This window comes from uncultured Bacteroides sp., assembly GCF_910578895.1.
Taxonomy (GTDB): Bacteria; Bacteroidota; Bacteroidia; order Bacteroidales; family Bacteroidaceae; genus Bacteroides.
In genome coordinates, this window is sequence record NZ_CAJTSC010000043.1 from 1 (window position 1) to 13655 (window position 13655).

Sequence of the window (13655 nt, forward strand, 5' to 3'; positions counted from 1 at the left end):
TAAAATTTCTATCATCAAATAAATATCAATAAGAACTTAGATATATCAATTCAAAATTTTTAGGTTAATATGATACAAATATTTATCTGTAGTCCGCTTAAAGAGTTATATTAATATACATGCCTATGAATAACTGGAATTTTTATCGGAAAAAAGTCCCCTCACATTTTCGTGCGCCATATCTTTTTCGTACTTTTACACTCTCGAAAAGTAAAAAGAATATCAACGATATGGAAAACAGAAGTTTAGTCACTATCGCCGAACACAGCAAAGAAAAAATACTCTACATGCTCGAGATGGCGAAAGAATTCGAAGCAAAGCCTAACAGACATCTGCTTGATGGAAAAGTCGTCGCCACCCTATTTTTCGAGCCGTCTACCCGCACCCGCTTAAGTTTTGAAACTGCTGCCAACCGTCTCGGTGCACGCGTCATCGGTTTCAGCGACCCCAAAGCCACCAGCTCGTCTAAAGGCGAGACACTAAAAGACACCATCAAAATGGTAAGTAATTACGCCGACATCATCGTGATGCGCCACTATCTGGAAGGAGCCGCACGCTATGCCAGCGAAGTAACCACCGTGCCCATTGTCAATGCCGGAGACGGAGCCAACCAGCATCCTTCGCAAACGATGCTTGACCTCTACTCTATTTACAAGACGCAAGGTACGTTGGAAAATCTGAACATATATCTTGTAGGTGATTTGAAATACGGCCGCACCGTGCACTCCCTGTTGATGGCAATGCGCCATTTCAATCCCACATTCCATTTCATTGCTCCCGAAGAGTTGAAAATGCCGGAAGAGTACAAACTGTATTGCCGCGAGCACGGTATCAAGTACGTGGAACACACCGATTTCACGGAAGAGATAATAGCCGACGCGGACATCCTCTATATGACTCGTGTGCAACGCGAACGCTTCACTGACCTCATGGAATACGAACGTGTAAAGAACATCTACATCCTGCGTAATAAGATGTTGGAACATACCCGTCCCAACCTGCGTATCCTGCATCCGTTACCCCGCGTCAACGAGATAGCCCTTGATGTAGACGACAATCCGAAAGCTTATTACTTCCAGCAGGCGCAAAACGGTCTCTATGCCCGCGAAGCCATTCTTTGCGATGTGCTCGGCATCACGCTGGATGATGTGAGAAAAGACGGAAAATAAAATAATGAATTACAACTCATTATTTCATGATTCATAACGTTTAACTTCATACTCAAAACATGACTGAGAAAAAGCAAGAATTACAGGTAGCCGCCTTAGAGAACGGTACTGTCATTGATCATATACCATCCGAAAAACTGTTTACAGTGGTGTCATTGCTCGGATTGAAACAAATGAACAACAACATCACAATCGGATTTAACCTCAAAAGCAAGAAGTTAGGAACAAAAGGTATCATCAAGATAGCCGACAAGTTCTTCTGCGATGAAGAAATAAACCGTATCGCGGTAGTAGCCCCCAACATCAAGCTAAACATCATCCGCGGTTACGAAGTGGTGGAAAAACGAGAAGTGAACCTGCCCGACGAACTGCACGGCATCGTGAAATGCGCCAACCTTAAGTGCATCACCAACAATGAGCCGATGCCCACCCTGTTTCACGTAGTGGACAAGGACAATTGCGTAATCAAATGCCACTATTGCGAGAAAGAACAGACAAGAGAAAATATAGAGATAATCTGATGAAAGAGGATTGGAAACCGGGAACTATGATTTATCCGCTCCCCGCCGTATTGGTGAGTTGCGGAAGTACCCCGGAAGAATACAACATACTGACCATCGCATGGACGGGAACCATCTGTACAAATCCGCCCATGTGCTATATTTCCGTACGTCCGGAACGCCACTCTTACGACATTATCAAGCGCAACATGGAGTTTGTCATCAACCTGACCACGAAGGATATGGCACGCGCCACCGACTGGTGTGGTGTACGTTCAGGCAAGAACTACAACAAATTCGAGGAGATGAAACTGACACCCGGTAAAAGCACTGTTGTCAACGCGCCGCTTATCGAAGAGTCTCCTCTATGTATCGAGTGCCGGGTGAAAGAGATTGTCGCCCTCGGCTCGCACGACATGTTCATAGCCGATGTGGTGAATGTGCGTGCCGATACATCCCACCTGAATCCGGAGACCGGAAAACTGGAATTGGCAGAGTCCAACCTGCTTGCTTATGTGCATGGCGGTTATTACGAATTGGGAGAGAAAATCGGAAAATTCGGATGGTCGGTGGAGAAAAAGAAATAGTTGACGAAGAGGTAAACAGAAATTTAAATGAATGATAATGGGAAGACGATGGTTGCTTTTTGGGTTTTGCTGGCTGGCTTTCTCCACAACCTTGTGGGGGCAATTGCCGGTTGTGCCCGGAACGAAAGAACCGGAACGCCCTCAACGTACCCATCGTCATGACCGCCGGATGAATTTCGGTATTAAAGGCGGATTTACCTCCTCACTTTTCCTCGTCTCGGACTTGGTGCTCAACGGCACCATCATCAACGAGGTGCAAAACAACTACAAGATAGGTTATTTCGGTTCGTTCTTTACGCGGATAAACTTTAAATGCCACTTCCTGCAACCGGAATTGTCTTACACCATAAACCGCTGCAACATCGCTTTTGAAAAACCGTTACCGGAAAACATATCCGGAAACAGTATGCCCGAAATGGCTTCCATCACCTCATCTATCCATAGTTTTGAGTTGCCTGTTATCTACGGTTACAATATCATCAAGGAGGGACCTTATAGCCTTGCCATATTCGGCGGTCCGAAAATACGTTATATATGGGACAAGCATAGTAAGGTCACTTTCGAGAATTTCGATCAGCGGGATATCGAAGAAGAGCTCTACCCGCTGAACATCAGTTTTACAGCCGGTGTTGCCGTAACAATTTCCCGTGTATTTTTCGACTTCCGGTACGACATCGGACTGCACAATATCTCCAAACGCATCAGTTACAGACCGATTTACAATGAAAACACCGGTGAGGAAGCTACCCTTGCCAATCAAATACGTTTCCATCGGCGGGAAAATGTACTCAGCTTTTCGCTTGGGGTGTTCTTTTGATAGGAAATTTCTCACTTTTCTTACAGTTTATTCATTTATTTCCTTTAAATTTGTGCGCTTAATAAGAAAATCATAGAATTATCAAACTTATCTAATAAGCAAGAATGAAAAGAGACGATTTAATTTTCGACATCATTGAAAAAGAACATCAACGTCAGCTCAAAGGTATTGAACTGATTGCATCAGAGAACTTCGTAAGCGACCAAGTTATGCAGGCAATGGGTTCCTGTCTCACCAACAAGTATGCCGAGGGGTATCCCGGCAAACGTTACTATGGCGGTTGCGAAGTGGTGGATCAAAGCGAACAGATTGCCATTGACCGTCTGAAGCAAATTTTCGGTGCAGAATGGGCAAACGTGCAGCCGCACTCGGGCGCACAGGCAAATGCTGCCGTGTTCCTTGCAGTATTGAACCCGGGCGACAAATTCATGGGTTTGAACCTGGCACACGGCGGTCACCTCTCTCACGGCTCATTGGTGAATACTTCCGGTATTATTTACACTCCGTGCGAATACAACCTCAATAAGGAAACCGGACGTGTGGACTACGACCAGATGGAAGAAGTGGCACTACGCGAGAAACCGAAAATGATTATCGGCGGCGGTTCCGCATACTCACGCGAATGGGACTACAAGCGCATGCGCGAAATTGCCGACAAGGTAGGCGCTATCCTGATGATTGACATGGCGCACCCTGCCGGACTGATTGCTGCCGGCGAACTGGATAATCCCGTGAAATACGCTCACATCGTAACCTCTACCACTCATAAAACGTTGCGTGGCCCTCGTGGTGGTGTTATTATGATGGGCAAGGACTTCCCCAATCCTTGGGGTAAGACAACTCCGAAGGGCGAAATCAAAATGATGTCCCAATTGCTCGACTCTGCCGTATTCCCCGGTGTTCAAGGCGGTCCGTTGGAGCATGTCATTGCAGCGAAAGCCGTTGCTTTCGGCGAAATCCTGCAACCGGAATGGAAGGAATATGCCAAGCAGGTCAAGAAAAATGCCGCAACGCTGGCACAAGCATTGATAGACCGTGGATTCACTATCGTTTCCGGCGGTACGGACAACCACTCCATGCTGGTAGACCTTCGCAGCAAATATCCCGATTTGACAGGTAAGGTGGCTGAGAAGGCGCTGGTATCTGCCGACATCACCGTAAACAAGAACATGGTTCCGTTCGATAGCCGTTCCGCTTTCCAGACTTCCGGTATCCGTTTGGGTACTCCCGCCATCACTACCCGTGGCGCAAAAGAAGACCTGATGCTGGAAATTGCCGAAATGATTGAAACCGTTCTCTCCAATGTAGATAACGAACAGGTTATCGTAGAAGTACGTGCACGCGTGAATGCCAAGATGAAGGAATATCCGCTGTTTGCTTATTGAATTGAGAATTAAATATTGAATAAAAAGATAGGCTGCGTAGTTCAAACGAACATTGCGCAGCCTATCTTTTTTAATTTTCAGTTTTTACACGGCTTTTCAATTTAGGAAAGCCCCTCGATATTACCGTCCACAATATCGATATGTTCCGCCTGAGGCACTTTGGGCAAGCCCGGCATACGGAGTATCTCACCGGCAATGGCAACGAGCATTTCCGCACCGTTATTGATAACGATATCTTTGATGTGGAACTCGAAGTTATTGACCGCACCGTATATTTTAGGGTCGGCGGAGAAAGAGTATTGCGTCTTGGCAATGCAAACCGGATAGTGGGAGATTCCCATCTCTTCGATAAGTTTCATCATCTTGCGCGAAGCACTACTGTAGGTCACCACGCTTGCTCCGTAAAGACGGCATGCCACTTTCTCTATCTTCTGTTGCACGGTATCATTTTCCTCATAAGTATATTGCAATGGAGCAGAAGGTTTCTTTTCAATAGTATCCACTACCAAATTCGCCAAATCAACGGCACCTTCCCCACCCTCGGCAAAGGCATTGTTAATGGCAAATCCCACCTTCAAATCTTCCTCACAATGACGTCGGATGGCTTCCACTTCTTCGTCCGTGTCGCTGGCAAAACGGTTGAAAGCTACTACAACGGTCTGTCCGAAATAGCGCAGGTTGCGGATATGTTTGTCAATATTTCCGAAACCGGCTTTCAAACCTTCCATATTAGGTTCCTTGATGCGGTCAAGGCTGACACCACCGTGCATTTTCAATCCCTGAGCAGTGGCAACGATGATTGTCAGTTTGGGTTGCAGACCACTTTTGCGGCACTTGATGTTATAGAACTTCTCCGCTCCCAAGTCCGCACCGAAACCGGCTTCAGTCACTACATAATCGCCGAAAGTCATTGCCATTTTGGTAGCCAAGATTGAGTTGCAACCATGCGCGATGTTTGCGAACGGTCCTCCATGAACAAAAGCAGCCGTCCCTTCGGTGGTTTGCACCAAGTTAGGATGAATGGCATCTTTCAGTAATACAGTGATGGCACCTGCTACACCTAAATCTTTTACAGTAAACGGTTTGCCTTCAAAATCAAAACCAAGTATGATGTTTTCGATGCGTCGACGAAGGTCATCCGTATCTTTTGACAGGCACAAAATCGCCATAATCTCCGACGCAGGCGTAATATCGAAGCCGGACTCCATCGTAACTCCGTTGGTACGCGGTCCGAGACCGGTAACGATACTGCGCAAGGAGCGGTCGTTCACATCAAGTACACGCCGCCATATAATTTCTTTCAGCCCGAATCCGTCTGCCTGATGCTGGTAGATATAATTGTCCAACAAAGCCGAAATCATATTATGGGCAGAAGTGATGGCGTGGAAATCTCCTGTAAAATGTAAATTTATTTTCTCCATCGGAAGCACCTGCGCATAGCCGCCGCCTGCCGCTCCGCCTTTCATGCCGAAACACGGTCCGAGTGAGGGTTCACGCAATGCCACGATGGCTTTCTTTCCAATCTTGTTGAGTCCTAATGCCAAACCGATAGAGACGGTCGTTTTACCGATACCCGCCTTCGTTGCCGTAATGGCAGTCACCAAAATCAGGTTACTCTGTTTTACCTTCTCTTCATCAATCAGTTGTTCGGGAATCTTGGCGATATAACGTCCGTAGTTCTCTACTTCTTCACGAGGGATACCCACACTTTCGGCAACCTGCTTTATCTTCTTCAGCTCTATGCTGCGTGCTATTTCAATATCTGATTTCATACAGGGTCTTTTCTTTAAATAACAACTTTGTTTTTTGAATGTTGCAAAAATACAAAAAAGAAGGAAAAATGCAGGTATATAAAAGGAATTTAGTAATACCATATCCGGCTTTTTCATTTAGAGGAGTTATCAGCAGCCAAGTCGGCTTAGGGTTAAAGCCGATACTTTTGTAACAATATCATACACAAGAGTATCGGTTCTAACTCCTTTAACTAACGAAGCGATACGGAAGGATAACTCCTCTAACTCCCCTAAATACAAAAGCCATGTATAAAGAATAAGAAATAATATAAAGAAGTTGGCTAAAATTACCGGAAAGAATTATCTTTGTCTGAGAAGAAAATAGTAACCGAGCCCGATTATGAAACGAATTTGTTTTTTTATCATCGCCCTACTGGCAAGTGTTGTTTCACTGCAAGCCCAAAGTGAAGCGAAGGGTGACAGCATACGTTCCCATGCCCTGCCCGACGGTACGCCGCCCGAAGGAGCATTCCTACCCGAAACGAAGAATTATAACGGCTTTCTTTTGGATATGAGCCTGATGAGAACGGAAGTTCCCCGTCTGCCCCGGTTTACGTTGGAAATACCGGATGCGAGCAAAGACTACAGCCGGATATTCCGTCTGAACCCGGATGCCATCTATTCGCAAGGGTTGTCGAATGTGTTCTCACTTACCAATTCCACCGTTTACAGCATGAATCCGTTCGGACTGACAGGTTTCTGGTCATCACCGGAAAACCTGCAAATGGGCAGTTTCAAACTGAAAAACGGAATGCGCATCAATACATACGGCGAGTATGACAAAGATGGTTGGAAAGTCCCCAACCGTTCGGCGTTGCTTTGGGAGAAGAACAACTTTAAAGGAGCGTTCGAAATGAAGTCTTCCAACGGCTCGTTCGGCATACGCATCGAAGTGCAGCAAGGCAACCGGACACCATTCTGACAGCAACAACGGATTAAAATATGAGTTCCGGTATTGCCAGCCCCTTTTCCTTGCAGTACGCGCGTACCATTTCCAAGATAACGTCTCCATATTTCTCTACCCCTTTCTTTCCAAAATATGGGATGCGATTCAGCATGGCTTTATCGGCAGGAAGCAGATTACTGATGCCTAAAATAGCTTTTTGCTGAATAACCGTATAGACAGGCAGTCCCAACCGGGATGCTTCCGAATTTCTCCATGTCACCAACCGGTTGTAAAGTATAGGATGCAATACATCCGAAGGAACCTGAACGACAGCTTCCACCGGTTCTTTCCTGTTCCGGCGTTGTGCACTCCTCTCCGCTTGGGCGGACACTCCTTTCCGCTTCAGACTGTCTTTACCGGCAGGTTCGCCTATAGACAGTATTGCTTTCTGTTTTAAGTATTCGGCAGTACGGAATCCATGTTCCGCCACATACGTCAACAGGTCGTCTTTCAAAAAGAAAAGAGCATCCAATTCATCTTTGGCAGTATTCAGTTGTTTCTTCAACTCCTTGTTATCTGTGGCAAGGATGCGTTCTCCTATCAATGCGGAATACAGCGGTTCCATCTCTTTCTTAAAGTAATTGGCTCCTGCGACAATCCGTTCCTGCAATGTATTGTCCGTGGCATAGTTTCGGGCAGCACCAATCAGACGGTTGTATTGCACACCGAACTTCAGTGCCACTTTCGTTACCTTTTCGTGAAAACGCTCCGTTTCTTCTTTGTATGCAGCCAACTGCTTGGGATATAGTTTATAAAGATGCTCGTCAATCAATCGTACATAACGTTGCAACGCCTGCTCCAACGGCAGGAAGTCGAACAATCCCGCCAACAACTCGTGGAAATAAGTCCGTTGCAGTGAGTGAAAGCGATGTTCGTCCGGTTCGTTCCGCCGGGCTTCTTCCGTAAAACTGTCTACTGCTTGGTCGCTGATAACGGCTTTTGCAGAAAGCGGTGCACTAAGCACCAAACCTTCCAAAGTCTTGCAACGGCTCAATGCCACATACGTCTGTCCATGTGCAAAGGATGCGCTGGCATCGATAATGGCACGTTCAAACGTAAGCCCTTGGCTCTTGTGGATAGTAATCGCCCAAGCCAGCTTCAAGGGAAATTGCCGGAAAACACCCTCAATATCTTCTACAATCTCCTTACTCTGTTCGTCCAATACGTATTTCGCATTTGCCCACTCCTCTTCTTGCAACAAGAAAGTCTCATCGCCATCTTTAGCACGCACTTCAATACTACTGGTGGAAACAGCAGTGACTTCACCAATCATACCGTTGTAATAACGGTGCTCTCCGGACGAGTCGTTCTTTACAAACATCACCTGGGCGCCTTTTTTCAGTTCAAGAAACTCATCCGTGGGATATGAATATTCGGGAAACTTTCCGTCAATGGTGGCGCGGAAAACGTATGAACGCCCCGGAAGCTGCTCCAATTCGTAATTGTTGATGCGTTGCGCCTGGTAGTTGTGGGTGACCAAACGGATGTAACCCTCTTCCTTCCGAGGTTGGAAATCGGGCAAATAGCGGCGGTTCAACGCTTCCAGCACTTGAGAGTCGCAATGGTTTTCGCGAATACGGTTCAGCAACTTCAAAAAAGTGCCGTCACTCTGCCGATATACGGTTTTAAGTTCGATTGTGCAATATTCCGTCCGTTTCAGCGCACAACTGGAAAAGAAATAAGGAGTGTCATAATATTTCTTCAGCATCTGCCACTCTTCGTCTTTCACTACAGGAGCCAACTGCTGTAAATCGCCAATCATCAACAACTGCACACCGCCGAAAGGTTTGTGACGATCGCGGTAACGGCGGAGCATTTCATCTACCGCATCCAGTAAATCGGCACGTACCATACTGATTTCATCAATCACCAGCAGGTCCATGCTACGTATGATATTGATTTTTTCTTTACCGAAACGGAAGCGGTAAGTTGCTTTTCCATTCGTACTGAACGAGCTCTCGGGCACATACGGGGCGAATGGGATTTGAAAGAATGAATGGATGGTTACACCGCCGGCATTGATAGCCGCGATACCGGTAGGTGCGATAACAATCATACGCTTAGGGCTTTCCTGCTTGAGTTTACGCAGGAAAGTGGTTTTACCGGTTCCGGCTTTCCCTGTCAAAAAAAGATGAGTACCTGTGCTCTCAATGAACTGCCATGCAAGCGCCAATTCGGGGTTCTGCTCCATTATTCTTTTCGGTTTATTTTATAAGCCGTAAAGATAGTACAAATAAATTTTAAAAAGCATTCCAACACGCTTTCTTATTACTGCTTCGTCAGGAGTCGTTAAAGGAGTTAGAGAAGTTAAAGAAGTTAGAGCCGATACTCTTGTGTATGATATTGTTATAGAAGTATCGGCTTTAACGCCTAAGCCGACTTGGCGGCTGACCCCCCCTTTAACTCTCTTTAACTCCTCTAACTCCTTATATTAAATGATTGTCTCGTCCCGGACATCTATTTCAGGCTGCCGCCGATAATATCCAGCAACTCGTTTGTAATTGCCTGCTGGCGACTCTTGTTATACTGCTTCGTCAGGTCCTGAATCAATTCATTGGCATTGTCCGTAGCCGCCTGCATGGCAAGCATACGGGCGGCATGCTCGGAAGTATTTGAGTCCAGCAGAACCGTATAGATTTTCTGGCTCAACACTTTAGGAAGAAGGTCCGCTATCAATTGGGGCACGGAAGGTTCCACGACATAATCATTGTTGAAACCACTCTTTCCGGTGCTTTCGGTTGTCTCTTCAGCTACTTTATCCAAGTTGATGGGTAGATATTGGTCTCTTGTCAGGATTTGCGAACCTATAGATTTGAAATGATGGTAAATCAGCTCCACCTTGTCAATCCGCCCTTCCAGAAACCCTTTCATCAAATGTTCGGCAAGCCCGTATGCCTGTATATACGAAGGTTTTTCCGCCAACTCCTGATAACTGCCCTGCGGCACAAATCCTAACTTCTTGGCAGCTTCCTCCATTTTTCTGCCTACGGGATATATCAGAATGTTCTCTTTGCCCAACGGTTTATACTCTTCTGATATGGATTCCAACATCTTCGCCACGTTGGCATTGAATGCGCCGCATAAAGACGAGTTGGACGAGAATACCACAATCGCCACTCGCCCTACCGGGCGTCCAACGGTATAGGGCGACTCTATCGTAACATCCGTACCCAAAAAGTTTGTCAAAATCTCATTCAGCTTCCGTTGATAGGGCAGCATGTTCTCAATCCGCCCCTGCGCTTTATGCAGTTTGGCGGATGCTACCATCTTCATCGCCGAAGTTATCTGGCGCGTACTCTTGACGGAGTTTATTCTATTTTTTACCTCTTTCAGTGAAGCCATTTTATACAGTGATTAAGGGTTAGCGATTAGCGGCAGGCAACCGATGCCCGACCGCTATCTACATAAATTGCTTGGCTGCCTTTGCCGCTGTTTCTTCTATCCTCTTGCAGACATTATCATCAATGACACCCGCCTTCAGGACATCGAGTACTTCCATTTGATAATCTCTTTCAAGAAATTCGAGGAAACTACGTTCAAACTCATTCACTTTTTCCAAAGGCACATCTTTCAACAAACCGTGTGTGCCGCAATAAAGAATGGCAATCTGCTTCTCTACGGGCATCGGGCTATATTGGGGCTGCACCAGCAAACGGGTATTCTTTTGCCCCTTGTTGATAGTCAGTGCGGTGACAGGATCCATATCGCCGCTGAACTTGGTAAACGCTTCCAGTTCGCGATACTGTGCCTGGTCTATCTTTAGCGTACCCGCCACTTTTTTCATCGCCTTAATCTGGGCATTACCACCCACACGGCTCACGGAGATACCCACATCGATAGCCGGACGGTTACCTTGATTGAAGAGGTTGGTATCAAGGAATATTTGTCCGTCGGTAATGGAGATTACGTTTGTAGGAATATAGGCGGACACGTCACCTGCCTGCGTTTCGATAATAGGAAGTGCCGTCAACGAACCACCGCCTTTTACTCTGCCTGCCAGGCTTTCGGGCAGGTCGTTCATCTCGCGCGCCACCTCTTCCTGGTTGATAATCTTTGCCGCACGCTCCAACAGACGGGAATGAAGATAGAAAATATCGCCCGGATATGCCTCGCGTCCCGATGGACGGCGCAGGATTAGGGAAACTTCACGATATGCCACCGCCTGCTTGGACAAGTCGTCATAGACAACCAATGCATGGCGTCCGGTATCGCGGAAATACTCGCCGATGGCAGCACCGGCAAACGGAGCATAATATTGTAACGCAGCCGGATCGCCCGCCGTAGCCGCCACAACGATGGTATAATCCATCGCACCGTATTCACGCAATGTATTTACGATGGATGCCACCGTAGAACCTTTCTGCCCGATAGCCACATAGATACAATACACGGGGTCTCCTGCCTCGTAGTTGGCACGCTGGTTTATGATTGTATCAATGGCAATCGCAGTCTTACCCGTCTGGCGGTCGCCGATAATCAACTCGCGTTGTCCGCGACCGATAGGAATCATGGCATCGACAGCCTTCAACCCGGTCTGCAACGGTTGGTTCACCGGCTGGCGGAAAATAACTCCCGGCGCTTTACGCTCCAACGGCATTTCGCATAGCTCACCGCCTATCAACCCTTTGCCGTCCAACGGTGCGCCCAACGGGTCGATAACACGTCCCAGCATACCCTCGCCTACCATAATGGAAGCAATACGTTTGGTACGTTTTACCACGAAACCTTCCTTGACTTTATCTGTAGGACCCAATAATACGGCCCCTACGTTATCCTCTTCAAGGTTCATCACGATGGCTTTGATACCGTTGTCAAACTCCAACAGTTCGTTTGCTTCGGCATTGTGTAGTCCGTAGATACGTGCCACGCCATCGCTGACTTGCAACACCGTACCGATTTCATCCAATTGGACACGAGTATCGATACCCTCCAACTGTTTACGCAGAATATCGGAAACTTCGCTTACTTTTATATTTTCAGACAACATTTTCTTAGTGGTTAATGATTGGTGATTAATGTCCGGTAATCAATGAGTGGTAATTGCCATGTACGGCTAATCATTAATTCCCAAAACATTAATCGCCAATCGCTGTTATACAATTCTTCTGTTCTTGTCAATGAACTGTTGTTTCACTCTCTTTAGCTGAGTAGCCACGCTGGCATCCAAACGGAAATCATTGACATCGAATATAAATCCGCCTTCAATAGAGGGATCAACGTCTGTCCGTAACTCCATTTCGGCATGCAACAAATGAGAAGCACTGTTCCGGATACGTTCCCAAATCTCATGGCTCACGGGAACGGCAGTCGTCAGTTTCGCAATGCCGATGTGTTTATTCTTCCTGTACAATGCCAGATAGCTCAAACAAATGTATTGCAAAAACAATTCACGCCTGTTCCTTAATACCAACATAATGAAACGGGTAAATTCACGTCCCGCAGAAGCATTGCCCACAGCTGCGGTACAGATAAGCGAGAATTTCTCCCGTGCAGACAGTACCGGGTTTTCCAATGCCTTACGCAAATCGGGATGTTTCTCGAAACTCCGGCTCAACGTACGCATTTCCGTATATAACCTGTCTTCCGCACCTGTGCTTTTGGCATACTCCATAAGAGCTTTTGCGTATCGCATTGAAATAATTCCTATATCCATTTTTTCTAAAGATTAACGATTTGCCGTCAGCATTTCATCCAACATACGGTCAATCATTTCCATCTGGTCTTGCTCTTTGTCCAGATTACGACGGATTATCTTTTCCGCAATATCTACCGATAGCACGGCAACCTGACGGCGGATATCACGGATAGCCTCTTCTTTCTCTTGCTGAATCTGCTGTTTCGCATCGTCCAGTTCCTTGCGGGCTACGGCTTCCGCATGTTTGCGTGCCTCGACAATTATCTTGTCACGCTCGTGCATTGCTTCCCGCATGATGCGTCCCTGCTCCTTGTTTGCAGCAGCAATCAGTGCTTCACTCTCCTCTTTCAGTTTGGAGAGTTGGACGTTTGCCTGACGTGCCACTTCCAGCGATTGGTCTATGTAGGTCTTACGACCTTCCACCATTTTGGTAATGACAGGAAAACCGTACTTGGCAAGTATCACAAAAACCACACCGAATGAAAGGAGCATCCAGAACAGCAGGCCACTATCAGGTAATAACAACGACATAACTCTATTTTATTTATAAGAAAAATACCAACAGGCACACAACAACTGCCAACAAAGCAACACCCTCAATAAGGGCAGCGGCAATAATCATGTTCATACGAATATCTCCCGATGCTTCCGGCTGACGCGCAATGGCTTCCATGGCAGAACCACCGATTTTACCAATACCTAGACCTGCACCGATAACAGCCAAACCTGCCCCCAGGGCAGCACCCAATTTACTAACTCCGACACCTGCCGCAGCAGCTTGTAATAATACAGATAGTAACATAACTTTCAAATTTAAAATTGT

The 13655-nt window shown here is 46.5% G+C and carries 13 protein-coding genes; 6 read left to right on the forward strand and 7 right to left on the reverse strand.

What is annotated here, in order from left to right; all coding sequences use genetic code 11:
* The first annotated feature begins 230 nt into the window (after positions 1-230).
* The 5 genes from pyrB (at position 231) to glyA (ending at position 4458) form a co-directional block, all read left to right on the forward strand.
* Positions 231-1169, forward strand: a complete 939-nt coding sequence (gene pyrB / locus QZ327_RS10790) for an aspartate carbamoyltransferase (RefSeq protein WP_294619180.1) — start codon at positions 231-233, stop codon at positions 1167-1169.
* A 59-nt stretch (positions 1170-1228) separates the two neighbouring features.
* Complete coding sequence (gene pyrI / locus QZ327_RS10795) at positions 1229-1690, forward strand: aspartate carbamoyltransferase regulatory subunit (RefSeq protein WP_294619181.1); 462 nt, start codon at positions 1229-1231, stop codon at positions 1688-1690.
* Complete coding sequence (locus QZ327_RS10800; protein WP_294619183.1) at positions 1690-2256, forward strand: flavin reductase family protein; 567 nt, start codon at positions 1690-1692, stop codon at positions 2254-2256. Before pyrI ends, QZ327_RS10800 begins: the two co-directional genes overlap by 1 nt.
* A 37-nt stretch (positions 2257-2293) precedes the next feature.
* Positions 2294-3073 carry a porin family protein gene (locus QZ327_RS10805; protein WP_294619185.1) on the forward strand — a complete coding sequence of 260 codons (780 nt, stop codon included), beginning with the start codon at positions 2294-2296 and terminating at the stop codon, positions 3071-3073.
* A 104-nt stretch (positions 3074-3177) separates the two neighbouring features.
* Positions 3178-4458: a serine hydroxymethyltransferase gene (gene glyA / locus QZ327_RS10810; protein WP_294619187.1), complete on the forward strand. Its 1281-nt coding sequence runs from the start codon at positions 3178-3180 to the stop codon at positions 4456-4458.
* Between the two features lie 101 nt (positions 4459-4559).
* Here glyA and QZ327_RS10815 read toward each other — a convergent pair whose 3' ends face one another.
* Positions 4560-6230 carry a formate--tetrahydrofolate ligase gene (locus tag QZ327_RS10815; protein WP_294619189.1) on the reverse strand — a complete coding sequence of 557 codons (1671 nt, stop codon included), beginning with the start codon at positions 6228-6230 and terminating at the stop codon, positions 4560-4562.
* A gap of 361 nt (positions 6231-6591) precedes the next feature.
* On the opposite strand from QZ327_RS10815, the gene QZ327_RS10820 reads away from it, so the two are divergent.
* Positions 6592-7173 carry an occludin gene (locus QZ327_RS10820; protein ID WP_294619191.1) on the forward strand — a complete coding sequence of 194 codons (582 nt, stop codon included), beginning with the start codon at positions 6592-6594 and terminating at the stop codon, positions 7171-7173.
* A 13-nt stretch (positions 7174-7186) separates the two neighbouring features.
* Here the strand turns inward: QZ327_RS10820 and QZ327_RS10825 are convergent, their stop codons facing one another.
* The 6 genes from QZ327_RS10825 to atpE form a co-directional block, all read right to left on the reverse strand.
* Positions 7187-9388: an AAA family ATPase gene (locus QZ327_RS10825; protein ID WP_294619193.1), complete on the reverse strand. Its 2202-nt coding sequence runs from the start codon at positions 9386-9388 to the stop codon at positions 7187-7189.
* A gap of 266 nt (positions 9389-9654) precedes the next feature.
* Positions 9655-10539, reverse strand: coding sequence for a F0F1 ATP synthase subunit gamma (locus tag QZ327_RS10830; protein WP_294619195.1), 885 nt, complete (start codon positions 10537-10539; stop codon positions 9655-9657).
* A gap of 58 nt (positions 10540-10597) precedes the next feature.
* A complete protein-coding gene (gene atpA, locus QZ327_RS10835; RefSeq protein ID WP_294619215.1) occupies positions 10598-12181 on the reverse strand; it encodes a F0F1 ATP synthase subunit alpha in 1584 nt (527 codons plus the stop codon).
* Positions 12182-12289: 108 nt separating this feature from the next.
* Complete coding sequence (locus tag QZ327_RS10840; RefSeq protein WP_294619197.1) at positions 12290-12850, reverse strand: F0F1 ATP synthase subunit delta; 561 nt, start codon at positions 12848-12850, stop codon at positions 12290-12292.
* Between the two features lie 12 nt (positions 12851-12862).
* A complete protein-coding gene (gene atpF / locus QZ327_RS10845) occupies positions 12863-13363 on the reverse strand; it encodes a F0F1 ATP synthase subunit B (protein WP_294619199.1) in 501 nt (166 codons plus the stop codon).
* Positions 13364-13376: 13 nt separating this feature from the next.
* Positions 13377-13634 (reverse strand): ATP synthase F0 subunit C, encoded by a 258-nt coding sequence (gene atpE / locus QZ327_RS10850; RefSeq protein ID WP_294619217.1) that lies wholly within the window; start codon positions 13632-13634, stop codon positions 13377-13379.
* Positions 13635-13655: the final 21 nt, after the last annotated feature.

Bases quoted from the DNA above. Each gene is read 5' to 3' on its own strand.
- QZ327_RS10830 (WP_294619195.1), bottom strand. From the start codon at position 10,539: ATGGCTTCACTGAAAGAGGTAAAAAATAGAATAAACTCCGTCAAGAGT.
- QZ327_RS10820 (WP_294619191.1), top strand. From the start codon at position 6,592: ATGAAACGAATTTGTTTTTTTATCATCGCCCTACTGGCAAGTGTTGTT.
- QZ327_RS10805 (WP_294619185.1), top strand. From the start codon at position 2,294: ATGGGAAGACGATGGTTGCTTTTTGGGTTTTGCTGGCTGGCTTTCTCC.
- pyrB (WP_294619180.1), top strand. From the start codon at position 231: ATGGAAAACAGAAGTTTAGTCACTATCGCCGAACACAGCAAAGAAAAA.
- atpE (WP_294619217.1), bottom strand. From the start codon at position 13,634: ATGTTACTATCTGTATTATTACAAGCTGCTGCGGCAGGTGTCGGAGTT.
- QZ327_RS10825 (WP_294619193.1), bottom strand. From the start codon at position 9,388: ATGGAGCAGAACCCCGAATTGGCGCTTGCATGGCAGTTCATTGAGAGC.
- QZ327_RS10840 (WP_294619197.1), bottom strand. From the start codon at position 12,850: ATGGATATAGGAATTATTTCAATGCGATACGCAAAAGCTCTTATGGAG.
- glyA (WP_294619187.1), top strand. From the start codon at position 3,178: ATGAAAAGAGACGATTTAATTTTCGACATCATTGAAAAAGAACATCAA.
- pyrI (WP_294619181.1), top strand. From the start codon at position 1,229: ATGACTGAGAAAAAGCAAGAATTACAGGTAGCCGCCTTAGAGAACGGT.
- QZ327_RS10800 (WP_294619183.1), top strand. From the start codon at position 1,690: ATGAAAGAGGATTGGAAACCGGGAACTATGATTTATCCGCTCCCCGCC.
- atpF (WP_294619199.1), bottom strand. From the start codon at position 13,363: ATGTCGTTGTTATTACCTGATAGTGGCCTGCTGTTCTGGATGCTCCTT.
- QZ327_RS10815 (WP_294619189.1), bottom strand. From the start codon at position 6,230: ATGAAATCAGATATTGAAATAGCACGCAGCATAGAGCTGAAGAAGATA.